Annotated in this window: 28 protein-coding genes; 22 read left to right on the top strand and 6 right to left on the bottom strand. The window is 62.5% G+C overall.

The window, feature by feature from the left end; genetic code table 11:
* The first annotated feature begins 230 nt into the window (after positions 1 to 230).
* The 15 genes from FBR05_05785 to FBR05_05715 all read left to right on the top strand — a co-directional run bounded on the left by FBR05_05785 (position 231) and on the right by FBR05_05715 (position 11,480).
* On the top strand, positions 231 to 908 hold the full coding sequence (locus FBR05_05785; protein ID MDL1871697.1) for a deoxyribonuclease V: 678 nt from the start codon (positions 231 to 233) through the stop codon (positions 906 to 908).
* Positions 909 to 1,039: 131 nt separating this feature from the next.
* Entirely contained in the window at positions 1,040 to 1,225 is a 186-nt protein-coding gene (locus tag FBR05_05780) for a 50S ribosomal protein L32 (protein ID MDL1871696.1), read from the top strand.
* A 19-nt stretch (positions 1,226 to 1,244) separates the two neighbouring features.
* Entirely contained in the window at positions 1,245 to 1,484 is a 240-nt protein-coding gene (gene acpP, locus FBR05_05775) for an acyl carrier protein (protein MDL1871695.1), read from the top strand.
* Positions 1,484 to 1,933, top strand: coding sequence for a ribose 5-phosphate isomerase B (gene rpiB / locus FBR05_05770; GenBank protein MDL1871694.1), 450 nt, complete (start codon positions 1,484 to 1,486; stop codon positions 1,931 to 1,933). The genes acpP and rpiB overlap by 1 nt, the downstream gene beginning before the upstream one ends.
* A gap of 27 nt (positions 1,934 to 1,960) precedes the next feature.
* Positions 1,961 to 3,259 (top strand): serine hydroxymethyltransferase, encoded by a 1,299-nt coding sequence (locus FBR05_05765; protein MDL1871693.1) that lies wholly within the window; start codon positions 1,961 to 1,963, stop codon positions 3,257 to 3,259.
* Positions 3,260 to 3,314: 55 nt separating this feature from the next.
* The gene (nrdR, locus tag FBR05_05760) at positions 3,315 to 3,770 is read left to right on the top strand and encodes a transcriptional repressor NrdR (protein MDL1871692.1); all 456 of its coding nucleotides are present in this window, start codon (positions 3,315 to 3,317) and stop codon (positions 3,768 to 3,770) included.
* Between the two features lies 1 nt (position 3,771).
* Positions 3,772 to 4,881 (top strand): bifunctional diaminohydroxyphosphoribosylaminopyrimidine deaminase/5-amino-6-(5-phosphoribosylamino)uracil reductase RibD, encoded by a 1,110-nt coding sequence (gene ribD, locus FBR05_05755; GenBank protein ID MDL1871691.1) that lies wholly within the window; start codon positions 3,772 to 3,774, stop codon positions 4,879 to 4,881.
* Positions 4,882 to 4,928: 47 nt separating this feature from the next.
* Positions 4,929 to 5,543, top strand: a complete 615-nt coding sequence (locus tag FBR05_05750) for a riboflavin synthase (GenBank protein ID MDL1871690.1) — start codon at positions 4,929 to 4,931, stop codon at positions 5,541 to 5,543.
* Positions 5,544 to 5,551: 8 nt separating this feature from the next.
* The gene (locus FBR05_05745; protein ID MDL1871689.1) at positions 5,552 to 6,781 is read left to right on the top strand and encodes a bifunctional 3,4-dihydroxy-2-butanone-4-phosphate synthase/GTP cyclohydrolase II; all 1,230 of its coding nucleotides are present in this window, start codon (positions 5,552 to 5,554) and stop codon (positions 6,779 to 6,781) included.
* 6 nt (positions 6,782 to 6,787) lie between these two features.
* Positions 6,788 to 7,267: a 6,7-dimethyl-8-ribityllumazine synthase gene (locus FBR05_05740; GenBank protein ID MDL1871688.1), complete on the top strand. Its 480-nt coding sequence runs from the start codon at positions 6,788 to 6,790 to the stop codon at positions 7,265 to 7,267.
* Positions 7,260 to 7,706 carry a transcription antitermination factor NusB gene (gene nusB, locus FBR05_05735; GenBank protein ID MDL1871687.1) on the top strand — a complete coding sequence of 149 codons (447 nt, stop codon included), beginning with the start codon at positions 7,260 to 7,262 and terminating at the stop codon, positions 7,704 to 7,706. The genes FBR05_05740 and nusB overlap by 8 nt, the downstream gene beginning before the upstream one ends.
* Before the next feature lie 61 nt (positions 7,707 to 7,767).
* On the top strand, positions 7,768 to 8,286 hold the full coding sequence (locus FBR05_05730; GenBank protein MDL1871686.1) for a hypothetical protein: 519 nt from the start codon (positions 7,768 to 7,770) through the stop codon (positions 8,284 to 8,286).
* Positions 8,287 to 8,418: 132 nt separating this feature from the next.
* Complete coding sequence (locus FBR05_05725) at positions 8,419 to 9,369, top strand: ABC transporter ATP-binding protein (GenBank protein ID MDL1871685.1); 951 nt, start codon at positions 8,419 to 8,421, stop codon at positions 9,367 to 9,369.
* 5 nt (positions 9,370 to 9,374) lie between these two features.
* A complete protein-coding gene (locus FBR05_05720) occupies positions 9,375 to 10,133 on the top strand; it encodes a nodulation protein NodJ (protein MDL1871684.1) in 759 nt (252 codons plus the stop codon).
* Between the two features lie 15 nt (positions 10,134 to 10,148).
* Positions 10,149 to 11,480, top strand: coding sequence for a signal recognition particle protein (locus tag FBR05_05715; protein MDL1871683.1), 1,332 nt, complete (start codon positions 10,149 to 10,151; stop codon positions 11,478 to 11,480).
* Positions 11,481 to 11,535: 55 nt separating this feature from the next.
* On the opposite strand, the gene FBR05_05710 is transcribed toward FBR05_05715, so the two are convergent.
* Positions 11,536 to 14,004 (bottom strand): DUF4215 domain-containing protein, encoded by a 2,469-nt coding sequence (locus FBR05_05710; protein MDL1871682.1) that lies wholly within the window; start codon positions 14,002 to 14,004, stop codon positions 11,536 to 11,538.
* A gap of 242 nt (positions 14,005 to 14,246) precedes the next feature.
* On the opposite strand from FBR05_05710, the gene rpsP reads away from it, so the two are divergent.
* The 7 genes from rpsP (at position 14,247) to FBR05_05675 (ending at position 18,247) form a co-directional block, all read left to right on the top strand.
* Positions 14,247 to 14,489, top strand: coding sequence for a 30S ribosomal protein S16 (gene rpsP / locus FBR05_05705; protein MDL1871681.1), 243 nt, complete (start codon positions 14,247 to 14,249; stop codon positions 14,487 to 14,489).
* A gap of 12 nt (positions 14,490 to 14,501) precedes the next feature.
* Positions 14,502 to 15,017, top strand: coding sequence for a 16S rRNA processing protein RimM (gene rimM, locus FBR05_05700; GenBank protein MDL1871680.1), 516 nt, complete (start codon positions 14,502 to 14,504; stop codon positions 15,015 to 15,017).
* A 109-nt stretch (positions 15,018 to 15,126) separates the two neighbouring features.
* Positions 15,127 to 15,864, top strand: coding sequence for a tRNA (guanosine(37)-N1)-methyltransferase TrmD (gene trmD / locus FBR05_05695; protein ID MDL1871679.1), 738 nt, complete (start codon positions 15,127 to 15,129; stop codon positions 15,862 to 15,864).
* The gene (locus FBR05_05690) at positions 15,861 to 16,433 is read left to right on the top strand and encodes an RNA methyltransferase (protein ID MDL1871678.1); all 573 of its coding nucleotides are present in this window, start codon (positions 15,861 to 15,863) and stop codon (positions 16,431 to 16,433) included. Before trmD ends, FBR05_05690 begins: the two co-directional genes overlap by 4 nt.
* A 10-nt stretch (positions 16,434 to 16,443) precedes the next feature.
* Positions 16,444 to 16,851 (top strand): 50S ribosomal protein L19, encoded by a 408-nt coding sequence (locus FBR05_05685; protein ID MDL1871677.1) that lies wholly within the window; start codon positions 16,444 to 16,446, stop codon positions 16,849 to 16,851.
* A 165-nt stretch (positions 16,852 to 17,016) separates the two neighbouring features.
* Positions 17,017 to 17,622, top strand: a complete 606-nt coding sequence (locus tag FBR05_05680; GenBank protein MDL1871676.1) for a ribonuclease HII — start codon at positions 17,017 to 17,019, stop codon at positions 17,620 to 17,622.
* Positions 17,623 to 17,692: 70 nt separating this feature from the next.
* A complete protein-coding gene (locus FBR05_05675) occupies positions 17,693 to 18,247 on the top strand; it encodes a DUF456 domain-containing protein (GenBank protein ID MDL1871675.1) in 555 nt (184 codons plus the stop codon).
* Between the two features lie 10 nt (positions 18,248 to 18,257).
* Here the strand turns inward: FBR05_05675 and FBR05_05670 are convergent, their stop codons facing one another.
* From FBR05_05670 to FBR05_05650, 5 genes are all read right to left on the bottom strand, one after another.
* Positions 18,258 to 18,890 (bottom strand): hypothetical protein, encoded by a 633-nt coding sequence (locus FBR05_05670; GenBank protein MDL1871674.1) that lies wholly within the window; start codon positions 18,888 to 18,890, stop codon positions 18,258 to 18,260.
* A gap of 144 nt (positions 18,891 to 19,034) precedes the next feature.
* Positions 19,035 to 20,549, bottom strand: coding sequence for a hypothetical protein (locus tag FBR05_05665; protein MDL1871673.1), 1,515 nt, complete (start codon positions 20,547 to 20,549; stop codon positions 19,035 to 19,037).
* A 56-nt stretch (positions 20,550 to 20,605) separates the two neighbouring features.
* Entirely contained in the window at positions 20,606 to 21,181 is a 576-nt protein-coding gene (locus FBR05_05660) for a porin family protein (GenBank protein ID MDL1871672.1), read from the bottom strand.
* 142 nt (positions 21,182 to 21,323) lie between these two features.
* A complete protein-coding gene (locus tag FBR05_05655; GenBank protein ID MDL1871671.1) occupies positions 21,324 to 21,926 on the bottom strand; it encodes a phosphoribosylglycinamide formyltransferase in 603 nt (200 codons plus the stop codon).
* A gap of 45 nt (positions 21,927 to 21,971) precedes the next feature.
* The coding region (locus FBR05_05650) for a phosphoribosylformylglycinamidine cyclo-ligase (protein MDL1871670.1) at positions 21,972 to 22,785 on the bottom strand (814 nt) is incomplete at its 5' end.

Raw genomic sequence — 22,785 nt, 5'->3', positions numbered from 1 at the left:
AAATAGATCGGCCCGGTGCTGGAAAGAAGGTATCCCTGGAGGGACCGAGGACTGTCTGAGCCAACCTTAATTGGGAGGAAAATTGGTGGATAAGGAAATAGTTGGGACGATCACGGAGGGGTAGACGGCAATTCTAATAGATGCGAGTTCCGCAGGGCCCGGAAGGGATACCTTCTTTCCTGTCCCGGGCCGCACCTTATGGGTTTCCGCCGCGCCAAGGAAAAACTTCGATGCCAAAGCAGCTTCCGCACCATGACTGGAACCTAAGCCCCAAGCAGGCCGTCGAGCTGCAACGCCGACTCGCCCCGCAAGTGATCGCCCGCGACGACTTCGGCGAGGTCCGCACTGTCGCCGGCGCCGACATGGCGATCTCCGCCGATAAAAAGTTCGGCTACGGCGGCGTCATCCTCTTCGAATTCCCCGGCTTGAAGGAAATCGAGCGCGCCCACGCCGTCGTTCCGCTGAAATTTCCCTACGTCCCCGGGCTGCTCAGCTTCCGCGAGATCCCCGTCCTGCTCGAGGCCTTCGCCAAGCTGCGTCGCCGCCCCGACCTGGTCTTCGTCGACGGGCAGGGGATCGCCCATCCCCGGCGCCTCGGCATCGCCAGCCACTTGGGCCTCGTCTTGGATGTTCCGACCATCGGCTGCGCGAAGTCGCGGCTCTGCGGGGAATACCGCGAGCCCGGGACGAAGCGCGGCAGCCACGCTCCTCTGCGCGATCGTGGGGAGGAGGTCGGCGCGATCTTCCGCAGCAAGGACGGCGTGCGGCCGCTCTTCATTTCCGTCGGGCACCGGATCGGCCTGGCCAGCGCCCTGCGCTTCACCCTGGAATGCCACGCGGGTTGGCGCCTCCCGAAGCCGACGCGGGAGGCCGATCTGTACGTGTCGCGCCTCAAGCGAGCCGGATAATTAACTTATTGAAATTATTTAAGTAATTAATGGGGATGGAAAGCCAAGGGCCGAAAAATAATGCCAATTGACAAGCCTCGAAGCCCTATAGTACCTAGCAGGCCGTTTTCACTCAATTTTTCTGAGGCCTTATGCCAGTACCCAAGCGAAGAAAATCGAAATCCCGGCGGGACATGCGCCGCGCCACCCACAAGCTGACCGCCGTCAACGTGGCCGGTTGCCCGCGTTGCGGCGCCCCGCGCCTCCCGCATCGGGTTTGCATCCACTGCGGCTTTTACAAGAACGTCGATATCTTGAAGATCGAAGAGAATCTCTAAACCAATTTTTGGGGATGTGATGTCCACCGACAAAAAGATCAAGCAGATCATCGCGGAGCAACTGGGACTCAACGAAGACGAGATCGCGGACAGCGCCTCGCTGCTCGACGACCTCGGTGCCGACTCCCTCGACATCGTCGAGCTGGTGATGGCGATGGAAGAAGAATTCGAAATGGAGATTCCCGACGAAGACGCCGAAAAGATCGTCACGGTCAAAGACGTCATCGACTACGTGAAACGTCGCACGCAGGAAAGCTGATGAAACTAGCCATCGCCTCCGATCACGGCGGCTTCCACCTGAAAAAAGCCATTCTTCGGCTGCTCGATTCCCGCAAAATTGAATACGTCGACCTCGGTGTGACCTCGGAAGATTCCGTGGATTACCCGGATTACGCCGCCCAAGTGGCGCAGCGGGTGGCCGCGGGCCAAGCCGACGGCGGCATTTTGCTCTGCGGCACCGGCATCGGCATGGCCATCACCGCCAATAAATTCAAGGGCATCCGCGCCGCGGTCGTCACCGACCCCTACACCGCCCAGATGAGCAAAGAGCACAACGACAGCAACGTGATCGCCCTGGGCGGGCGGGTGCTCGACGAGCCCAAGGCCGAAGCCACCGTCCAAGCCTGGCTGGACGCGAAGTTCCAGGCCGGCCGCCACGAACGGCGCCTTGAAAAGATCGGCGAAATCGAGAATAAGAATTTCAAGTAAGCGATTTTGCCCCCACAGGAGCCAACCGTGACCTATCTCCAAGAATTCGACCCCGAAATCGCCCAATCCATCCAGGGCGAGCTCGACCGCCAAGAATACAAGCTCGAGATGATCGCCTCCGAGAACTTCGTCTCCCGGGCCGTGCTCGAGGCCGCCGGCTCGGTAATGACCAACAAGTACGCCGAGGGTTATCCCGGCCGCCGCTATTATGGAGGCTGCGAGTTCGTCGACGTCGCCGAGACCCTCGCGCAGGAGCGGGTCAAGAAGCTGTTCGGCGCCGAGTACGCCAACGTGCAGCCGCACAGCGGGTCCCAGGCCAACATGGCCGTGTACTTCACCTTCCTCAAGCCGGGCGACAAGGTGATGGGGATGAACCTCTCCCACGGCGGCCACCTCACGCACGGCTCGCCGGTCAATTTCTCCGGGCAGCTCTACCAATTCGTCGCCTACGGCGTCGACCCGAAGACCGGCCGCATCGATTACGACCAGTGCATGGACCAGGCGAAACGGGAAAGGCCGAAGATGATCACGGTCGGAGCCTCGGCCTATTCGCGCAACATCGACTACAAGAAGTTCCGCGAGATCGCCGACGCCTGCGGGGCCTTTCTCTTCGCCGACATCGCGCACCCGGCCGGGCTCATCGCCAAGAGGCTGCTCGACGACCCGCTGCCGCACTGCCATGTCGTCACCTCGACCACGCACAAGACCCTGCGCGGCCCGCGCGGCGGATTGATCCTGATGGGGAAAGACTTCGAAAATCCCTTCGGCCAGGTGGCCCCCAAGTCGGGGCGCACCAAGATGATGAGCGAGCTGCTCGACTCGATGGTCATCCCCGGCATCCAGGGCGGGCCGCTGATGCACATCATCGCCGCCAAGGCGGTGGCCTTCAAAGAGGCCCTGTCGCCGGCCTTCGAAGTCTACGCCAAGCAGGTCATAAAAAACGCCCAAGCGCTGGCCAAGACGTTGACGGCGAAGGACTACCACATCATCTCCGGCGGCACCGACAACCACCTGATCCTGATCGACCTGCGCAACAAGAAGCTCACCGGCAAAGACGCCCAGCATGCGCTGGAAGAGGCGGGGATTACGACCAATAAAAATTCGGTGCCCTTCGACGACCAAAGTCCGCTGGTCACCAGCGGCGTCCGCATCGGCACGCCCGCGCTCACCACGCGGGGCATGAAAGAGGCCGAGATGGAGCTGATCGGCGGCTGGATCGACCAAGCCCTCTCCAAGCCCGGCGACGCGGCGCTGCAGAAGAAGATCCAGGGGGAGATTCGCGAGCTTTGCCTTAAATTCCCACTTTACCAGGGAGTGAATCGGTAGGGCCGTCGAGAGCCAGCAGCTCTTCACCTTTCACCCTTCACTCTACGCCTCTCTCATGAAATGTCCCTTTTGCGGAGATCCCGAGAGCAAGGTCATCGACTCGCGCGTCAGCAAGGACGGCGGGATGATCCGCCGCCGCCGCGAGTGCGAGGTCTGCCAGAAGCGCTTCACCACCTACGAGCGCGTCGAGGAGATGCTGCCCTTGGTGGTGAAGAAAGACGGCCGCCGCGAGCCCTACGACCGCGGCAAAGTGATCACCGGCCTGAAAAAGGCCTGCGAGAAGCGCCCGATCTCGGTCGAGACCATCGAGAAGACCGCCAACGACATCGAGGCCGCCCTCATGGAGTCCGGCGAGGCCGAGGTGCCTTCGAGCCGAGTGGGCGAGCAGGTCATGCAGGCGCTCAAAGAGCTGGACGATGTCGCCTACGTGCGCTTCGCGAGCGTCTATCGCTCCTTCAAGGACATCGGCGAGTTCGTCGACCTGATCCAGAAGGTCGAAAAGGAATCGTAGGGTGCCGAACCCCTCCAAAAAAGACGATGCCTACTGGATGGGCCTGGCCCTGAACGAGGCGGTCAAAGCCCGCGGCCATACCTCACCCAATCCCATGGTCGGCGCGGTCTTGGTCAAGGACGGTAAGCTCCTCGCCAAGGGCTACCACCGGCGCGCCGGCCTCCCGCACGCCGAGATCGAGGCGATGCGCCGGGTGAAAAATCTCAAGGGCGCCACCCTCTACGTCACCCTCGAGCCCTGCTGCCACGAGGGCAAGCGCACGCCGCCCTGTACCCGGGCGATCCTCGCCTCGGGCATTCGCAAAGTGGTGATCGGCACCCTCGATCCCAATCCCCAGGTGGCGGGGAAGGGCGCCCAGCAGCTGCGAAAGGCGGGCCTGCAAGTGGAGGTCGGCGTCCTGGAGGCCGACTGCCGGCAGGTCAATCTCTTCTACAACCATTGGATGAGGACGGGGCGGCCCTGGGTGCTGCTTAAGGCCGCTGCCTCGCTCGACGGCCGCATTGCCCTGGGCAACGGCCGTTCCCGCTGGATCACCGGGAAGGCGTCCCGGGAGTGGGTGCACCGCTTGCGGGGCGAGGCCGACGCCATCCTCGTGGGCGTCGGAACCGTCTTGGCGGACGACCCGCGGCTGACCGCGCGCCATGCGAAGTCGGCCCGGCAACCGATCCGTATCGTCCTCGACCCCCGCGGGCGGATTCCGCTCAGCGCCAAGGTCCTCCGCGGTCCCCGCGGTTCGCAGTGCTGGGTCGTCGTGGCGCCGGGCCGGGCCTCCGCGCAACGGCGGCGAGAGATCGAGGCCCGGGGCGCCAAGGTCCTGGTTTGCCCCCTCGGCGCCGACGGGCGCTTCCGCCTGAAGGCCCTGCTAAAGGAGTTGGGTCGCCGCTCGGTCCTAAGCCTCATAGTCGAAGGCGGCGCCGCCACCTGGACCCACTTTATCCGCCAAAAATGCGCCCAGGAGCTCTTGCTCTTCCAGGCCCCCAAGATCCTCGGCGCGGACGCCCGTCCGCTTTTCGCCGCGCTCGGCCTAAGCCGCATCCCCTCCGGTGGGCTGAAACGCTACGCCGTGGAGTGGCTGGAGGAGGATTTGTTGGTCGCCTATCGCTTCGCCTGAGGCCTCCCCTTGACTCCCCTCGGCCGGCCCGCTAGCCTGCGCAGCCTATGTTCACCGGCATCGTCGAAGGTTGTGGTACCGTTAAAAAAATTGATTTGTTTCGCACTCATACCAGACTAGAGGTCGAGTGTCCCTTTAGCTTGAAGGGGACGAAGGTCGGGGACTCTATCGCGGTCGACGGCTGCTGCCTGACCGCCACGCGGCTGCGCGGTAAGGTCTTTTCCGCGGACATCTCCCCCGAGACCCTCCGGGTCACCACCTTGGGTCAGCTCAAAAAAGGGCAGCGAGTCAACCTCGAGCGCCCCCTGCGCCTGGGCGACCGGCTGGGTGGCCACATCGTCCAGGGCCACGTCGACGGGGTGGGACGCCTGGTGAAAAAGCAATTCGTCGCGGCCAAGCCCGACGCCTATTGGTTGCTCGAGGTCCAGGTGCCGAAGGCCCTGCGCCCCTACATGGTGGACAAGGGCTCTGTGACCGTCGACGGGATCAGCCTGACGGTCAATGCTGTCCGTGGAGACCGCATTTCGCTTTGCATCATCCCCCACACCCAGGAGAAGACCACGCTGGTCGACAAACCGCTGGGGGCGGCGCTGAACCTCGAGGCGGATATCCTCTTGAAATACCTTGAGAAAATGTTTAAAGCTCGAGGCAAGCGCCGATAGGAATTTTTATGAGCACCGATATCCTCGAATTTCACCGCAGCTTCGAGAAGGTCAAGGCCGCCCTCGAGGACTATAAGGCCGGCAAGATGGTCATCCTGGTCGACGACGAAGACCGGGAGAACGAGGGCGACATCGCCATGGCCGCCGAGGCCATCACCCCCGAGGCCATCAACTTCATGGCCAAGTACGCCCGGGGCCTGATCTGCCTCTCCCTCACCGAGGAGAAGTGCCAGCAGCTCAACCTCCCGATGATGGTCCAGGACAACAGCTCGCTCTACGAGACGGGCTTCACGGTCTCCATCGATGCGCGCAACGGCACCACCACCGGGATCTCCGCCGCCGATCGCGCGGTGACCATCCTCACCGCGATCAAGGAAGACTGCAAACCCGAAGAGCTGGCCCGGCCCGGGCATATCTTCCCGCTGCGCGCCCGTACCGGCGGCGTCCTGGTGCGCACCGGACAGACCGAGGGCTCGGTCGACCTGGCCCGCCTGGCCGGCATGAAGCCCGCCGCGGTGATCTGCGAGATCATGAACGAGGACGGCACCATGGCCCGGATGCCCGACCTCGAAAAATTCTCCGCGGAGCACGGCCTCAAGATCGTCTCCATCGCCGACCTGGTCCGCTACCGGTTGCAAAAAGAGAGCCTGGTGCGGGTGGCCAGTGAGGCCGAGCTGCCCACCGCCTTCGGCAGCTTCAAGATCAAGGTCTACGAGAACGACGTCGACAAGAACCACCACGTCGCCCTGGTGAAGGGCGAGATCGGCCCCGAGGACGAGGTCCTGGTGCGGGTACATTCCGAGTGCCTGACGGGCGACGCCTTCGGCTCGATGCGCTGCGACTGCGGCGCCCAGCTGCACCGGGCCATGGAGATGGTCGAGGAGGCGGGGAAGGGCGTGATCCTGTATATCCGCCAGGAGGGGCGCGGCATCGGCCTGCCCAACAAGATCAAGGCCTATACGCTCCAGGAGAGCGGGCTCGACACCGTCGAGGCCAACGAGAAGCTGGGTTTCAAGCCCGACCTGCGCGACTACGGCATCGGCGCGCAGATCCTGGTCTCGTTGGGCGTCGGCAAGATTCGACTGATGACGAACAATCCGAAGAAGATCGTCGGTCTCGAGGGCTACGGCCTGAGCATCGTCGAACGGGTTCCGATCGAGATCGCGCCGAACCGCTCCAACCTGAATTATTTGACGACGAAGAAGGACAAGCTGGGCCATCTGTTAAAGAAGGTATAGGGCGAAATGGGCAAGACCGAACTCAACCCCAAGCAACTCGACGCCCGCGGCCTCCGCGTGGCGGTGGTGGCCGCGCGCTACAACCCCAAGGTCGCCGACGGCCTGCTCAAGGGGGCGCTGTTGGCCTTGCAAGAGATGGGCCTGCCCGAGACCGAGATCGATCTCTACCGCGTCCCGGGGGCCTTCGAGCTGCCGCTTTTGGCCCAGCAACTCGCCAAGACCGGAAAGGCCGACGCCGTCGTTTGTCTGGGCGTGGTCATCCGGGGCGACACCAGCCACTTCGACTACGTCTGCGAAGGGGTGACCCAGGGCCTGATGCGGGCGACGCTCGAGACCCAGATCCCGATGGCCTTCGGGGTCCTGACGACGGATAATGAGGCTCAGGCCCTTGCGCGGGCCGCCGACGATGACCATAACAAGGGGCGGGAGGCCGCCTTGACCGCCGTCGAGATGGCCCTGTTAAAGAAACGGATTCACCATGGGTAACCGACGCAAGGCCCGCGAGGTCTCGCTGCAGCTGCTCTATGAGACCGAGCTGGCCCACAAATCCGGGAAAGAAGTCACCGAGAGGTTTCTGAAGGACCCTTATTGTCTGCTGCTCGAGGGCAGCGACTTGAGTCCGGCCACCCTCGAGGAGGTTCGGGACTTCACCCGTCAGATCACCGAGGGCGTCAGCAACAACGTCCACGAGATCGACCGGCTGATCGAGGGGCACTCCACTCACTGGAAGGTCTCCCGCATGGCCTCGGTCGACCGTAATATCCTGCGCATGGCGGTCTTCGAATTGCTGTATTGCCAGGACATCCCCGCCTCGGTCACGATCAACGAGGCCATCGAGATCGCCAAGAAGTACGGCACCGAAGAATCGGGGGCCTTCGTCAACGGAATCCTGGACCACATCGCCAAAGAACTGAAAAAAACGTAAGGGCGAACCTTGTGTTCGCCCCCGGTTTGCCGTAGATCCTAACCAGAGAAGGACGGCGCCCATGATCCAGCTCAAGATCACCAGCGACCCGATCGACGAGGTCGAAAACCACCTCTCCATGGTCTTGGCCTATGCCGACGTCCGGCCCTTGAAGGGGCAGGCGGGGATGGTCGACTGGCGCCTGAACGGCGCCCTCTCCGAGCTGATCCTCAAAGAACGCTTCGACGGCCAGCGGGGCGAGGCCCTCCTCATGCCCCTGCACGGGCGGTTGCCCGCCAAAGAGCTGATGGTCCTGGGCCTGGGCAAGCAGCAGGAGATCCAAGACCAAGAGCTGCCGCGCTTCGTCTCGATGATCCTCGACAAGCTGCTGCTGAAAAAGGACCGTTCTTTCTGCCTTTCGCTGAGCGACCTCGCCAAGGGGATGTTCGAGTGGCGCAATTCCGTGCGGCTCTTCATGTCCATGCTCTCGGGGCGCAGCGAGGATTACCATATCTCGCTGGTCGAGCCGCGGGAATATGTCGACGATGCCCGCCGGCGGCATATGGACTTCGCCTACGACGTTCAGGTGCAGTACCGCTGAATTTTCCTGTTTATTATTGCAGGGGCGAACCTTGGGATCGCCTTTGCCATTGGTACATAGGGGGGCGAACACAAGGTTCGCCCCTACGACGCTTGCTTCCCGACGAGATTTTGTCCTAGTAATCACTCCTTCATGGACAAGTTCGCCCCCGTCATCGCCGCCAGCGACCTGCGCAAGAGCTTCAACGCCTTCGAGGCGGTGCGCGGCATTAACTTCCAGATCGCACGCGGCGAGTGCTTCGGCTTCCTCGGTCCCAACGGCGCGGGGAAGACCTCGACGATGCGCATGATCTACTGCTTCTCCCCGGTCAGCGCCGGCCGCTTGACCGTCCTGGGGCGCGACGTGATGCGCGAGCCGGGCGAGATCAAGGCGCACTTGGGCGTCGTCTCTCAAGAGGACAACCTCGATCCCGACCTGAGTGTTCTGCAAAACCTCCTCCTCTACGCGAGCTACTTCGATATCCCGAAGGCCGAGGCCAAGCGCCGCGCCGAAGAATTGCTGCAGTTCTTGAGCCTGCAGGAAAAGCGCGACCAGAAGATCGACAAGCTCTCGGGCGGGATGAAGCGCCGACTGATGATCGCGCGCGCCCTGATCAACCGGCCCGAGGTTTTGATTTTGGACGAACCGACCACCGGCTTGGACCCGCAGGCCCGGCACCTGATCTGGGACAAGCTGCGCGCGCTCAAGGCCAGCGGGGTGACGATGGTCCTGACAACGCATTATATGGAGGAGGCCCAGCGACTCTGCGACCGGCTGGTCATCATGGACCACGGTAAGATCCTCACCGAGGGGAGCCCCGCGGCGCTGGTGCAAAAGGTGGTCGGCCGGGAGGTCCTCGAGGTCCGAGCCGCCAACGGCTTGCTCAAGGCCTTGAAGGACAAGATCGACGCGCTCGAGTCCGGCGCGGGGCCCCGGCACCGCGAGACCGAGGTGGTGGGCGACACGATGTACGTGATGATCCGCGAGAAGAACGGGACGCTCTTGGAAAAGATCCCGGAGATCCAACAGTTGGATTTTCACCTGCGGGCGGCCTCGCTGGAGGACGTCTTCCTGAAGCTCGCGGGGAGAGAATTGCGAGATTGATCGCCATGTTCAGTTACCGCATCTTCAAAGTCTGGCGCCGCGACTTCATCGTCTGGCAGAAGTATTTCATGGCCTCGCTCGCCGCAAATTTCGCCGAGCCGCTGCTCTACCTGCTGGCCATGGGCTACGGCCTGGGCAAACTGGTCCCCGATCTCAACGGCATGACCTATGCCGAGTTCATCGCCCCCGCGATCCTGATCACGACCGTGATGAACGCCTCGAGCTTCGAGACTACCTTTAGCTCCTACACCCGCATGGAGGTGCAAAAGACCTTCAACGCCATCGCCATGACGCCGGTCTCCATGTCGGACGTCGTCGTGGGGGAGATCCTCTGGGCGGCGACCAAGGCGACGCTCACCAGCTCGGTGATCTTCCTCGTCCTCGCGGTCTTCGACCTCATCCCCTCAGCCTGGGTGGCCCTGATGCCCCTCGTCATGGGCTGCACGGGGCTGCTCTTCGCCAGCCTGGGCATGGTGATGACCTCGATCGCGCGCTCCTATGATTTTTTCACCTATTATTTCACCCTGGTTATCTCCCCGATGTTCTTGTTTTCGGGAACTTTTTTCCCGCTCGACAACCTGCCGGGCTGGGTGAAGACCCTGGCGTATTTCCTGCCCCTGACCTATCCCGTCCGGGTGGCGCGGCACCTCTTCGCGGGGAGCTTTGGGGCCTTCGACGCCCTGGCCTTGGTCGGGATGCTGGCGGCGGCGGCGATTTTGATGCTGATTTCGGTGAAGCGCCTGGTCAAGCGCCTGGTGGTCTGATAGCGGGAGAAAGGCATGTTTCAGCAACTGACGCAAAAATTCGGGGACGTGATCGACCGGCTCAAGGGCCGGCCCAAGCTCACCGACGCCAATATCGACGAGACCTTGAGGCAGATCCGGCTCAACCTCCTCGAGGCGGACGTCAACTTCAAGGTCGTCAAAGAATTCTGCGACCGGGTGAAAGAAAAGGCCCTCGGCGAGGAGGTCCACCGGAGCCTCACCCCCGACCGCCAATTCTTGAAGATCTTCCATGACGAGCTGGTGCGCCTGATGGGCGAGGCGAGCGAGCCCTCGCTGGCCTTCAAGCCGCCGGTGGTGATCATGATGGTGGGCTTGCAGGGCTCCGGCAAGACGACCACCGCCGCCAAGCTCGCGCGCTATTTCAAGCAGGAAAAGAAACGTTTTCCCTACCTCGTTCCCGCCGACGTCTACCGCCCCGCCGCCATCGAGCAGCTGAAGACCTTGGCCGCCCGGATCGAGGTGCCGGTCTACGACACCCACCCGAAGGACGACCCGGTCAAGATCTGCCGCAAGGCCGTCGACATCGCCCGCGAGCGCGGCTACGACACCGTGATCCTCGACACCGCCGGCCGCATGCAGATCGACAAAGAGCTGATGAAAGAGCTCGGTCGCATCAAGGACAAGGTCGAGATTCACCATAGCCTCCTGGTGGTTGACGCAATGGTCGGTCAAGAGGCGGTCAACGTCGCCAAGTCCTTCCACGAGCTCTTGCAGATCGGCGGCGTGATCCTCACCAAGATGGACGGCGACGCCCGCGGCGGCGCGGCGCTCTCCGTGCGCTATGTCACCGGCTGCCCGATATACTTCGCCGGCATCGGCGAGAAGATCGAGGACCTCGAGCCCTTCTACCCCGACCGCGTTGCCTCCCGGATCCTCGGCATGGGCGACGTGATGAGCCTGATCGAGAAGGCGCAGAAAGAATTCGACCAGGACGAGGCCAAGCAGATGGCCGAGAAGGTGATGCGCTCCGAGTTCAGCCTCGAGGATTTCCGCAAGCAGCTGGGGCAGATGAAGAAGTTGGGGCCGCTCGAGAAGGTGATGGGGATGATTCCGGGGATGGGTAAGGTCACCGATCAGGTCGATCCCAAAGACATGGAGCGCGAGCTCAAGCGCAAAGAGGCCATCATCAACTCGATGACGATGCGCGAGCGCCTCAACACCAAGATCCTCAACGGCTCGCGCCGCCTGCGCATCGCCAAGGGCAGCGGCACCCAGGTCTCCGAGGTGAATCGCCTGCTGAAAGAGTTCGAGCAGATGCAGAAGATGATGAAGCGCTTCGGAAAGTTCGGCCTCAAGGGCTTGCGCGGCCTCCTGCCCGGGGCCTAAGAAAAAAAGGCCCGCGGTTTCCCGCGGGCCCTTGAGAATTCCCCTTATTTCTATTCTATCGCGCGGCTCCGCGCCGCAGGACCGCGCCTAAGGCCAATCCCGCTAGGATCAGGAGCCAGCTTCCGGCCGTCGCGGGGGCCGATGCATCGCCCGCCCGCAAGGCGCAGGAGAGAGGACCGCTGCCCTCCAGGAAGGTGGTGGTCGGGCCGGAGGGGGCCGGCGCCGGCGGCGTCGGGCCTTCTTGGGGTTCGGCGGCGTTTACGCAGCGGCAGTCCGGGGCGCAGCCCAAGCCGTTGCAGGCCTGGGCCTCGTCGCCGTCGCATTGCTCGCCCGCCTGCACCGCGCCGTCGCCGCAGGAGGTCGGGACGCAGGCGTTGTCGCAGGTGTCGGCGTCGTTTTGGTTGCCGTCGTCGCAGAGCTCGACGCCGGCCTGAACGATGCCGTCGCCGCAGCGCGCGAGGTTGCAGGCGTTGGTGCAGCCGTCGGCGTCATTTCGGTTGCCGTCGTCGCAGGCCTCGGCGCCGGCCTCGACGAAGCCGTCGCCGCAGGTCGCCGGAAGGCAGGCGTTGAGGCAGATGTCGGCGTTGTCCTGGTTGCCGTCGTCGCAGGCCTCGCCCGAATCGCTCACGCCATCGCCGCAGCGGGCGCTGAGACAATTGCCGCGGCAGGCGTCGGGCGTCAGGTCGCTGTTGGCTTGCCCCTCGTCGCATTCCTCGACGCCGGCTTGGACCGTGCCGTCGCCGCAAGTGGCCGAGACGCAAGTGTCCAGGCAGGCGTCGGCGTTGTCCGCGTTGGCGTCGTCGCAGGCCTCGACGCCCTGGTGCAGGACGCCATCGCCGCAGCGCGCGTCCCGGCAGGTGGAGAGGCAGGCGTCGGAATCCACCGCGTTGGCGTCGTCGCATTGCTCGACACCGACGTTGACGAAGCCGTCGCCGCAGACGTTGTTCAGACAGGAATTCAGGCATGCATCCCCGTTGTCCGGGTTACCATCGTCGCAGGCCTCTCCGGCATCGGTGACACCGTCGCCGCAGCCGGGGTTGAGGCAGTTGCTGCGGCAGGCGTCGGGAAGGGCGTCGCTGTTGGCGGCTCCCTCGTCGCATTGCTCGACGCCGGTCTGAACGACGCCGTCGCCGCAGGAGGCCGGGACGCAGCTGTTAAGACAGGCGTCCGCTTCGTTACGGTTGCCGTCGTCACAGGCCTCGACGCCGGTTTGGACGAAGCCGTCCCCGCAGGAGGCGGGCACGCAACCCGTCAGGCATGCGTCGCCATTGTCCAGATTGCCGTCGTCGCAGGTTTCCACTCCCGTATGGACGAAGCCGTCGCCGCAGAAGGGCGCGAAGCAGGAGTTGAGGCAGTCGTCCGTATTGTCGGCGTTGCCGTCGTCGCATTCCTCGACACCGGCTTGGGTGACGCCGTCCCCGCAGGAGGCGATCAGGCAGTTGTTGAGACAGTCGTCGGCGTCGTCCGTATTTCCGTCGTCACATTGCTCGACGCCGGTCTGCACGACGCCGTCGCCGCAGGTCGCGGCGGAGCAATCGTTCAGGCAGCCGTCGCCGTTGTCGGCGTTGCCGTCGTCGCAGGCCTCGACGCCGGTTTGGACGATGCCGTCGCCGCAGGCGGCGAATTGGCAGGCGTTGAGGCAGGCGTCGTTGTCGGAGGTGTTACCATCGTCGCACGCTTCCACGCCGGCCTGGACCACGCCGTCGCCGCAGGAGGCCGGGACGCAGGAATTAAGGCAGGCGTCGGTCTCGACGGCGTTACCGTCGTCGCATTGCTCGACGCCGGCGCGGAGAAAACCGTCGCCGCAGCCGGCCGAAATGCAGGTATCGAGGCAGGCGTCGGTATTGTCGGCGTTGCCGTCGTCGCATTCCTCGGCTCCGTCCTGGACCACGCCGTCGCCGCAGGAGGCGACGGTGCAGCCGTTGGTGCAGCCGTCATTGTCCACTTGGTTCCCGTCGTCGCAGGCCTCGACCCCAACCCGAAGGATGCCGTCGCCGCAGGCCGCTGCCGTGCAGTCGTTCAGGCAGGCGTCGCTGAGATCGGCATTTCCGTCGTCGCATTCTTCGACGCCCGTTTGGGCGAAGCCGTCGCCGCAGGAGGCGTCGGCGCAGGAGTTGAGACAGGCGTCGTTGTTCGACGTATTCCCGTCGTCGCACTCCTCAAAGGGATCGACGTCGCCGTCGCCGCAAAATTCCAGCTGGCAATTCTGGTCGCAGCCGTCGCCGTCCTGGTTGTTGCCGTCGTCGCATTCCTCGCCTGCCTGGGGGACGCCGTTGCCGCAGCCGTTGCATTTGCCCAGCAGGTCGTCGCCGTCCGCGACGTGATTGCCGTGGCCCTCGATGATGGCTTGGTTGCTGGTGCAGATCTCGCCCGCATTGTTGTTGAAATTATGACAGAAGCATTGGCGGGTGGCGGCCGCGGCCTCCGGCAGGGCCCCGGCGAGGGTCCCCATGCCCAATAGGACGAAGAGTAAAACAGTTACACGTGTACAGATTCGACACCAAGTCGGAGCGACCTTGGCCATTAGACACCTTCCTTACCCGGTGGGGGTGCTTGATGGAGTGAGATTCGGTTGTTGCGGAGAAAATATCGGAAAGGCCCGTTCCGCTTAGGACTTTTCCCTACCCGAGAATATTGACGCGCCGAGTTATATAAGGATGGACAAAAAGTCAATGGCCTTGTTAAATAAATCCAAGATTTCGGAATTAGCTTGAAATCCCTCCCAAAGGGGGTTAATCCAGCCGCCGCTTTTCACAGAGGAATTTTATGTCCGTTAAGATCCGCATGGCCCGCCATGGCACCAAAAAGAAGCCTTTCTACCGCATCGTCGTCGCCGACTCCGAGGCGCCCCGCAACGGCGCCTTTCTCGAGATCGTCGGGACCTTCGATCCCCGGGCCAAGACCAACCAAGTCGTGCTCAAGACCGACCGCATCCTGCACTGGATCGGCAAGGGCGCCCAGCCCTCCCAGACCGTCGGGCAGTTGATCAAGAAGAACAAGGTGGCGTAAAACCGCCCCGTCATGTCTCCGCCAAGCAAGTTCGTCCGCCTCGGCAAGATCCTCCAAGAATGGGGGATCAAGGGCCAGGTGCGTTTTCTTTCTTTCAATCCCGAGAGCGACCTTTATCCCCGATTGAGTTATTTCGTCCCCGAAGCGGACGAGTCGGGGCGTCTGGAGATCGAATCGGTCAAGCGTCACGGCCGCTACTGGCTGTTGAAGCTGAAGGGTTATGAAAATCCCGAAACCGCCCGGGAACTCAGGGGAAAGGTCTTGGGCCTGCCGCGGATCGAGCTGCCGCGGCCGCGGCGGGGCGAGGTTTATTTGAGCGACCTCGAGGGCCTGGAGGTGCGGGCGGCCGACGGGACGGCGGTGGGGGTGATCGCCGGTTTTCAGAAGGTCGGCGACCACGAGGTGATGCGGATCGAGCGTGCGGCGGGCGGCGAGGCGATGGTGCCGTATCACGCGGAATTTGTGGAGAGCACGAATCTCAAGGAAGGTTTTGTCGCGCTTAAACCCTATGCGGAGGCCTTGCTGTAGGGGCGAACCTTGTGTTCGCCCCGCTTTGCAACGGCTGACAAATTTGCCACAACCGTTTTAAAGCTAAGTCCGTGCTCTGGGGCGAACACAAGGTTTGCCCTACAAGACTATGACCCAACGCTTCGACATCCTAACCCTCTTCCCCGAGGCCCTGCGGGCCTACCTGCAGGTCTCCCTGCTCGGCAAGGCCGCGGAAAAGGGCTTGGTGCAATTTCACCTGCACCAATTGCGGGACTATGCGACCGACAAGCACCGTCGCGTCGACGACCAGGTCTACGGCGGCGGCGAGGGCATGGTGATGAAGCCCGAGCCCCTGGCCGCGGCGATCGAGGCGATCTCGAAGGACTACCGCCGGGGCCGGGTGATCTACCTGAGCCCGCAGGGGCGCAAGCTGGACCAAGCGGTTGTCCGCGAGCTCTCCGCTTACGACGAGATCCTTTTGATTTGCGGGAGATACGAAGGCATCGATGAACGCATCCTCGAAGGCTGGGTCGACGAGGAGATCTCCCTGGGCGACTTCGTCCTCTGCGGGGGCGAGCTTCCGGCCCTGGCCCTGGTCGAGGCCTTGACCCGCCTCGTACCCGGGGTGGTCGGCAAGGAGGCCTCGCTGCGGGAAGAGAGCTTTTCCGACGGGCTTTTGGAGTATCCCCATTACACCCGGCCCCCGGTCTTTCGCGGGCGCTCCGTCCCGGAGATCCTCCTGCAAGGGAATCACGGCGAAATCCAGGCCTGGCGCCGGAAAGAGGCCCTGCGCCGCACCCTGGAAAAGCGCCCCGACCTGCTGGAAAAGCTCCAGCTGAGCGAGGCGGACCGACGCCACATCGACGCCTTAAGGAAGAAGCCATGAAGCCCAAAGGCCCCCTCTATCTGGCCCTGATCCACCACCCGGTCTACAACCAGGCCAAGGACGTGGTCTGCACCTCCATCACCCCCTTCGACATCCACGACATCGCTCGCACCAGTAAAACCTATGGAATTACTAAGTATTTTATCGTGTGTCCGGTCGAGAGCCAGCGCAAGCTGGCCCAGCGGATCATGGACCACTGGTTGACCGGGGTGGGGGCCGAGATGAACGTGACCCGCAAGGAGGCCTTCGAGCTGGTCGCCCTGGTGCCCAGCCTCGAGGATGCCTGTTTGACAATCCAAAATGAAACTGGTAGTCCCGCACGCCTCGTCGGCACCTCGGCCAAACGCGGCCCTAACCGCTCGACTTATCAGGATTTTCGCAATCGGCTCCAAGAGAGCGAGGATCCGCACCTGTTGCTGTTCGGGACGGGCTGGGGGATGACGGAAGAGCTTTTGGCCAAGGCCGAAGTGATGCTGGAACCGATTGGCTCCCAGGAAGACGGGTCGTATAATCACCTGCCGGTCCGGGCCGCGGTCGCGATCACGCTGGATCGACTGTTACAGATTTAAGGAGTTTCCCATGCACGCCCTGATCGATTTCGAAAAATCCCAACTGCGCAGCGACATCCCCCAATTCAAGGTGGGCGACACGGTGCGCGTCTACTGCAAGGTGAAAGAGGGCGACAAAGAGCGCATCCAGCTCTTCGAGGGCGTCGTGATCGCGCGGCACAACGGCGGGCTGCGCTCCAGCTTCACCGTCCGCAAGGTCAGCTACGGGATCGGCGTCGAGAGGATCTTTCCGCTGCACGCCCCCTTCATCGACCGCATCGAGCTGGGCACCGTCGGCCGCGTGCGGCGCGCCAAGCTCTATTACCTCCGCGAGCGCTCCGGCAAAAAAGCGCGCATCTTCGCCGAGGACACCCGCGGCCAAGAAGTTGCGGCTTCCGCTGCCGCCCCCGAAGCGGCCCCGACGGGCGAGGCCTCCTGATCTTCCGATTACGACCGAACCACGTTATTTCGAATGCGCGATTTTTCCCCTGGAAGGCGACTCCCGGCGAGTGAGCTGGCCTTGAGTGCTGCATTCCACGAACCTTCTGAAAATTTCAAGTGACCCTCGGCGACGGAAAAGGTATTTCCTCTGCGGAGCCTTTCCATGCCCGATCTCTACGCCGAGGAACAACCTTTCTACGCCGAGGGCTTCGCGACGCTGGCCGGCGTCGACGAAGTGGGGCGCGGCTGCATCGCCGGGCCGGTCTTCGCCGCCGCGGTGATCCTGCCGCGCGAGCTGCGGCTCTCCGAGCTGGACGATTCCAAAAAACTCAAGGCGTCGGTGCGCGAGCGGCTGAGCGAGGCGATCCTGCGCGAGGCGGTCGCCTCCTGCGTCGCGATGGTCTCGGTGGAGGAGGTCGACCGCCTGAACATCCTCTGGGCCTCGATGAAGGCCATGCGCCTGGCGGTGGAGGGATTGGGCGTGAAGCCAGAGCTTTTGCTGGTCGACGGAAATCGCGTCACCGACCTAAAGCTGCCGCAGCGGGCGATCGTGGCCGGCGACGCCCGCTGCGCCTCGATCGCGGCGGCCAGCGTGATCGCCAAGGTGGCGCGCGACCGCTGGATGGCGGAGCGGGAGGCGGACTATCCCGGCTTCAGCTTCGCCCAGCACAAGGGCTACGGGACGGCGCAACACCTGCGGGAGCTGAAGACGCACGGCGCGACGCCGCTGCATCGCCGGACCTTCGCACCGGTGCAGGAATATTTGTAGGGGCGAACCTCGTGTTCACCCCAGGGCAGGGAGGGGAAGGGCGAACACGAGGTTCGCACCTACAAGGCCTATGCAATACCTCAAAAATCTCTGGAACCAAATCCCCTGGGGCGACCTGCTGCGACTCAGCACGGTGGGCGGCGTCCTGCTGGCGATCGTCCTGGGCGTCCTGATGGTCCCGCTGGGCCTGCCGGGCACTTGGGTGATCGTGGGGGGCGGCCTGCTCTATTCGCTGATCTACCCCTTCGACGGCGGCGCGAGCTCCGCGATCGGCGTGAACCTGATATTGATCGGCCTGGCGGCCTTCGGCGAGTTGATGGAGTTCCTGGTCGGCACCCTCGGCAGCAAGCCGCTGAAGGTCAGCAACGGCGCGATCGTCTGCGCCTTCATCGGCGGCATCATCGGCGCCGTCGTCGGGGTGCCGGTGTTCCTGGTCGGCGCGCTGATCGGCATCTTCCTCGGCGCCTTCGTCGGGGCCTTCGTCTATGAGTGGGTCACGCTCAAGAATTTCGGCAAGGCCTTGGTCAACGCGGGGGCGGTGCTGGCGACCAAAATGGTAGCGTCTTTCCTGAAGACCGCCTTGGCGCTCGGGATGGGGATATATTTAACCTTCAAGATTTTTTAATCCTGATGGCTCATGGGCCGAAAACCGATTCGCAATCGGGTGTCTCGGGGATCAAGTTTTCGAAATTGGCATAATCGGTAGGGGTGCTGATGAGGCCTTCGATGGTTTCGCAACTTTGGTTTGCGATCGAGTTCATGCAATTGCAGAAGCCCGTGACGTTGACGGTGGCCCGACCGGAGGTTATTTCTTCTCTCATTTGAGAGGTCGTGAAAGTATTTTCCGGCTCGTATCCGAGATTATTCCAAAGCTGCCGCGCTTCGCCTTCCGCAAGATCCCGAACGCAAGTGTCGGCCAATTCTTCTTGAATTTCAGGAGTGACCGTGCGTCCTCCCGGAAACGCGATGCATTTCATAATGCTGCGGCAGATCGTTCTTAGAGTTCGGTCCGGCGCATCTACGGGGTTGAACAGGCAGACCGAGGCCGGGGGCGTAAGCACGAATTTTGGGAGGCGAGTCAGCGGTTGGGTAGCGTTCAAGAGGTTGGGATTGACAGTGGTGGTTGGTTTTGTTTGGGTTTGAGTCTGAACCGATTGAAAAACATTGTAGATGTTTTGTTTCTGATCTGGTGGCGCGGCATGAGCCGAAACCACACCGAGAAGAAACGCCGTGACAGCCCACTCAAGACCAATACTCTTGAATCGCATACACTTTTCTCCTTGTTTTGGTGTCCCCTCCGCTAAAAACAAGCAATGTGTATGCCAGAGATCGGTGAAGTTAACTTACTGAAATGATTATAATGCATTTTTCCATAATGAGAATTTTCTCAATTTGATTGAGAAAATTCATATTTATTCCACCTTCCGCTGCTTGATCGCCTTCTTCCGCCCCACCTCGACCTCGCTCCAGATCTCGTCGATGGTCTTGAGTCCGAGGAGAAACTTGCCCTCGAAGCCCAGCGCGGCGAGCAGTTCGGGGCTGGTCAAGAGCAGGTTTTTGTAGGGCGTGCGGTGGCTCAAGGGGAAGAGGCCGCCGAAGTCCTTGGGGTGGACCTCGTAGATGGGATTGGCGGTCGCGTTCTCCCGGAAAATCTCGAAGTCGCTTTTCTCCATCGAAAACAGCGTCTCGCTGCTCTCGGGCGCCTTGCCTTCCAAGGGGAAATGCAGGCGGATCCTGCCGTCGGAGAAGGGCATGAGGCGCTTCAAGGACTGCGCGATTCGACCGTGGATCTCGTCGAAATAGCTCGAAGGCTCGTGCAGGCGCTCGGCGTCCAGCAGGTAACTCACCGTCAGGAAGGCCTGGCCGTCGGGGTCGTTCTGCGCGGGGTGGTAGACGTTGAGGTGCAGGTAGTCGGTGCCGGTCAACTCGGCCTCGGGGTCGCCGATCAAAATCACGTTTTCGCGCATCCCCACCGGGATCACGTTGGGGTCGAGCTGGTATTGGATGCTGAAATGGTAGAAGCGCGGTTTGACGCCCTCGATGCGAGCTCGCAGCCGCCGCGTGCGCCAAGTCTTGGGAAGGAATTGGGTCAGGCCGCGAATTTCGTCGTTCCACAAGGCGTAACGGCAGCCGATCATTCCCTCGAAGCCGCCCAACTGTACGCCCTTCACCCGCCGTTTTTCGAATTCGACCTTTTCGACCTGGGCTTCGTTTTTCACGCGCCCGTTGTAGGCCTCGATCTTGTCGAGGAAGAGCTTCTTCAAATGGCCGATGCCGCCCTTTACCTCGAAGAGGACGCAGTTCTCGTTGCTGAGGCTCTTGGCGATCTGGTAGGTGAAGGGGTTTTCGCTGTGGGTCTTGGAGAGCAGCTTGAGCTGTCCCTCGAAGAAGGCCTGCACCTCGCGGTCGGCGCCCAGCCGCGCGACCAGGTCGGAGACGCGCTGGTCGAGGCCCGTCGTCTTGACGAATTTTTTGAAGCGCCAGCGGGCGCGCAGGCCCTTGGGCAGGATCAGCTCCTGCAGCTTTTCGGCGTCGAGCGTGGCGTCGAAGTGGTCCATTGTCTCGTAGAAGGCCTTCACGTTTTCGAAGTCCTGGGGGAACTCCCGCCGCAGCTCGCGGTAAAGGCGTTCCCGGTCGCGGAAGACGTCGATGCGGTGCCGCGGCAGGACCGCCTGATAAGGCACCTCGAGGCGCGAGACGATGTTCAGCTCGTGGTCGAGGATGGAGAGACGGCCCAGGATGCTCTTGAAGAGGCGGCTCTCCAGGTGCGTGATCAGGTTGGGCTGGATGTTCTTCTTCTCGAGGGAGACGTCCTTATCGAAGTTGAGGACGGTGACGGCGAGGCCGCGCTTGGCCAGGAAGGCCCCCGTAATCAAGCCCGCGAGATCCGTACCCAGGATAAGGATATCGCTGTATTGCTCCGCCATGGCCTCGTATTAGCACCGAGGCGAGAAATGTAAAGAATTACGTGGAAAGCGCTTGGTTAGAAGTGCCAGGCGAAGTTTCCGACCAGGCCGAGGTTGATCAGCGCGGCCGAATTGTTGCCGCCCTGTATCAGCGCGATCGGGCGGAACTTGAAGGCCAGCCCCAGCGAGAGCCGGTCGAGCACGTAAAAATCCACGCCGGCCCCGAGGTTGCCTCCGACCCCGACCCCGCCGCTGTTGTTGCTGATGTCGCCCTCGGTGAGGACATAAATCCCTAAGCCCGCGAAGAGGTAGGGCTCGACGGTGCCTTCTTGGGACCGCGGGTAGAATTTCAGCTCGACCGTCGGCACGCCCAACAAGAGCATGCCGTTGTCGCCCGTCGAGGCCCCGCCGCCGTCATGGAAGGAGACAAAAATATCGGTCTCGATGCTCCAGCGCTGGTTGAAACGGTAGTCGAAGAAGAGTCCGCCGCCGGGTCCGATCTTGAGGTCGGGCCGGCTGTTGGTCAGGAAGAAATTGCCGAGGCCCTGGGCGCCGACGGAGAAGCCTTCGCGGGCCTGGGCGGTCGGGGCGGCGAGCAGGCAGATCCAGGAAAGCAGGCTGAAGGCGAGGAGTTTGTTTCGGCTTTTATTCATGCGCCATCCTACAAGGGAATCAGGGCATCACGTTGGCATCTTTGCGGAGGCTGTAGGGGCCGTTCCCCCCTTCGGAGGACAAGCGCGAACGGCCCCTACGGGTGTCGCGGCGTTCACAACCTCTGATTAAAACAAAATCCCCCTACAAAAATACCTTGCGTCCTTCAACCTTAACTTTGCCCTCGGCGATCCGCTGGAGGCAGGCCGAATACAGCTGGTGCTCTTGCTCCAGGATCCGTGCCGAAAGCGTTTCCTCGGTGTCCTCCGGCAGGACCGCCACGACGCGCTGGTCGATGATCGGCCCCGTGTCGCAGCCCTCGTCGACGAAGTGCACCGTGCAGCCCGAGTAGCGCACGCCCGCCTCCAAAGCCTGACGTTGGGCGTGCAAGCCGGGAAAGGCGGGGAGCAGGGAAGGGTGGATGTTGACGATCTGCTGATGAAAATGCCGGATGAAGGCGGGCGAGAGCAGCCGCATATAGCCCGCCAACGCGACGATCTGCGGCGGGTCCTCCTCCAGCTTGGCGATCAGGCGCCGGTCGAAGGCCTCGCGGTCCTCGCCTTTTTGTTTCTCGACGACGTGGGTCAATATCCCCTCGGCCTGGGCGTAGGTGAGGCCGGGGGCTGCGGGCTGGTCGGAGATCACCGCGGTGATCGTCGCGTCGAGGCATCCCTCCTGGATGGAGCGGTGGATGGCCTGCATGTTGCTGCCGCGGCCGGAGATCAATATGGCGAGCTTGAGGGGCATCTATTTCTAAGTGCCTAAAGGAAAAATTCGATACTTGAATCGGTGTTATTCTTCAATGACGACTTGCGCCTCGTCCTGCTTGCCGCGGGCGACGATTTCGCCGATCACGTAGGACGGTTGGCCGGCGGCGTTGAGGCGGCTGACGATTTCGTCGGCGTCCTTTGCCGCGACCACGACCACCATGCCGATGCCGCAGTTGAAGACGCGGTACATCTCGTGGTTTTCCACGGCGCCTTGCTCTTGCAGGAAATCGAAGATCGGGACCTGGGGCCAGCTTTGGCGCCGGATCAGGGCCCGGCTTTGCGCGGGCAGCACCCGCGGGATGTTCTCGAGCAGGCCGCCGCCGGTGATGTGCGCGATGCCGAGCAGGGGGAATTGCTTGCGCAGCTGCAGGATGGGGTTGACGTAGACCGTCGTCGGCTCGAGCAGGACCTCGCCGAGGGGCCTCGAGAAACCGGGGTAGGTCTTGCGCAGGTCCAGCCCGCGGTCGGCGACGATCTTGCGCACCAGGGAATAGCCGTTGGAATGGACGCCGCTGGAGGCCAGGCCGACCAGCTTGTTGCCGATGGCGATGCCGGAACCGTCGATGATGTCGGGGCGGTTGACGACCCCGACGGAAAATCCCGCCAAGTCGAACTCTTCGTCCTGGTAGACGCCCGGCATCTCGGCGGTCTCGCCGCCGATCAACGCGCAATTGATCGAGGCCAGCGACTCGGTCATGCCCTCGATCACCTGGACCGCCTTGTCCACCTGCAGCTTGCCGCAGGCGTAGTAATCCAAAAAGAACAGGGGTTCGGCGCCGATGCAGAGCAGGTCGTTGACGCACATCGCGACCAAGTCGATGCCGATGCCGCGGAAG

The organism is Deltaproteobacteria bacterium PRO3 (genome assembly GCA_030263375.1).
Taxonomy (GTDB): domain Bacteria; phylum UBA10199; class UBA10199; order DSSB01; family DSSB01; genus DSSB01.
The sequence above is the reverse complement of the archived record's forward strand: the minus strand, read 5'-3'. Positions and strand labels throughout refer to the sequence as shown.

Bases quoted from the DNA above. Each gene is read 5' to 3' on its own strand.
- FBR05_05725 (MDL1871685.1), top strand. From the start codon at position 8,419: ATGGACAAGTTCGCCCCCGTCATCGCCGCCAGCGACCTGCGCAAGAGC.
- nrdR (MDL1871692.1), top strand. From the start codon at position 3,315: ATGAAATGTCCCTTTTGCGGAGATCCCGAGAGCAAGGTCATCGACTCG.
- FBR05_05720 (MDL1871684.1), top strand. From the start codon at position 9,375: ATGTTCAGTTACCGCATCTTCAAAGTCTGGCGCCGCGACTTCATCGTC.
- trmD (MDL1871679.1), top strand. From the start codon at position 15,127: ATGACCCAACGCTTCGACATCCTAACCCTCTTCCCCGAGGCCCTGCGG.
- FBR05_05680 (MDL1871676.1), top strand. From the start codon at position 17,017: ATGCCCGATCTCTACGCCGAGGAACAACCTTTCTACGCCGAGGGCTTC.
- rpiB (MDL1871694.1), top strand. From the start codon at position 1,484: ATGAAACTAGCCATCGCCTCCGATCACGGCGGCTTCCACCTGAAAAAA.
- FBR05_05740 (MDL1871688.1), top strand. From the start codon at position 6,788: ATGGGCAAGACCGAACTCAACCCCAAGCAACTCGACGCCCGCGGCCTC.
- FBR05_05780 (MDL1871696.1), top strand. From the start codon at position 1,040: ATGCCAGTACCCAAGCGAAGAAAATCGAAATCCCGGCGGGACATGCGC.
- FBR05_05745 (MDL1871689.1), top strand. From the start codon at position 5,552: ATGAGCACCGATATCCTCGAATTTCACCGCAGCTTCGAGAAGGTCAAG.
- rimM (MDL1871680.1), top strand. From the start codon at position 14,502: ATGTCTCCGCCAAGCAAGTTCGTCCGCCTCGGCAAGATCCTCCAAGAA.
- acpP (MDL1871695.1), top strand. From the start codon at position 1,245: ATGTCCACCGACAAAAAGATCAAGCAGATCATCGCGGAGCAACTGGGA.
- FBR05_05665 (MDL1871673.1), bottom strand. From the start codon at position 20,549: ATGGCGGAGCAATACAGCGATATCCTTATCCTGGGTACGGATCTCGCG.
- FBR05_05730 (MDL1871686.1), top strand. From the start codon at position 7,768: ATGATCCAGCTCAAGATCACCAGCGACCCGATCGACGAGGTCGAAAAC.
- FBR05_05675 (MDL1871675.1), top strand. From the start codon at position 17,693: ATGCAATACCTCAAAAATCTCTGGAACCAAATCCCCTGGGGCGACCTG.
- FBR05_05750 (MDL1871690.1), top strand. From the start codon at position 4,929: ATGTTCACCGGCATCGTCGAAGGTTGTGGTACCGTTAAAAAAATTGAT.
- FBR05_05690 (MDL1871678.1), top strand. From the start codon at position 15,861: ATGAAGCCCAAAGGCCCCCTCTATCTGGCCCTGATCCACCACCCGGTC.
- FBR05_05670 (MDL1871674.1), bottom strand. From the start codon at position 18,890: ATGCGATTCAAGAGTATTGGTCTTGAGTGGGCTGTCACGGCGTTTCTT.
- FBR05_05710 (MDL1871682.1), bottom strand. From the start codon at position 14,004: ATGGCCAAGGTCGCTCCGACTTGGTGTCGAATCTGTACACGTGTAACT.
- FBR05_05715 (MDL1871683.1), top strand. From the start codon at position 10,149: ATGTTTCAGCAACTGACGCAAAAATTCGGGGACGTGATCGACCGGCTC.
- rpsP (MDL1871681.1), top strand. From the start codon at position 14,247: ATGTCCGTTAAGATCCGCATGGCCCGCCATGGCACCAAAAAGAAGCCT.
- FBR05_05685 (MDL1871677.1), top strand. From the start codon at position 16,444: ATGCACGCCCTGATCGATTTCGAAAAATCCCAACTGCGCAGCGACATC.
- FBR05_05785 (MDL1871697.1), top strand. From the start codon at position 231: ATGCCAAAGCAGCTTCCGCACCATGACTGGAACCTAAGCCCCAAGCAG.
- FBR05_05655 (MDL1871671.1), bottom strand. From the start codon at position 21,926: ATGCCCCTCAAGCTCGCCATATTGATCTCCGGCCGCGGCAGCAACATG.
- nusB (MDL1871687.1), top strand. From the start codon at position 7,260: ATGGGTAACCGACGCAAGGCCCGCGAGGTCTCGCTGCAGCTGCTCTAT.
- FBR05_05660 (MDL1871672.1), bottom strand. From the start codon at position 21,181: ATGAATAAAAGCCGAAACAAACTCCTCGCCTTCAGCCTGCTTTCCTGG.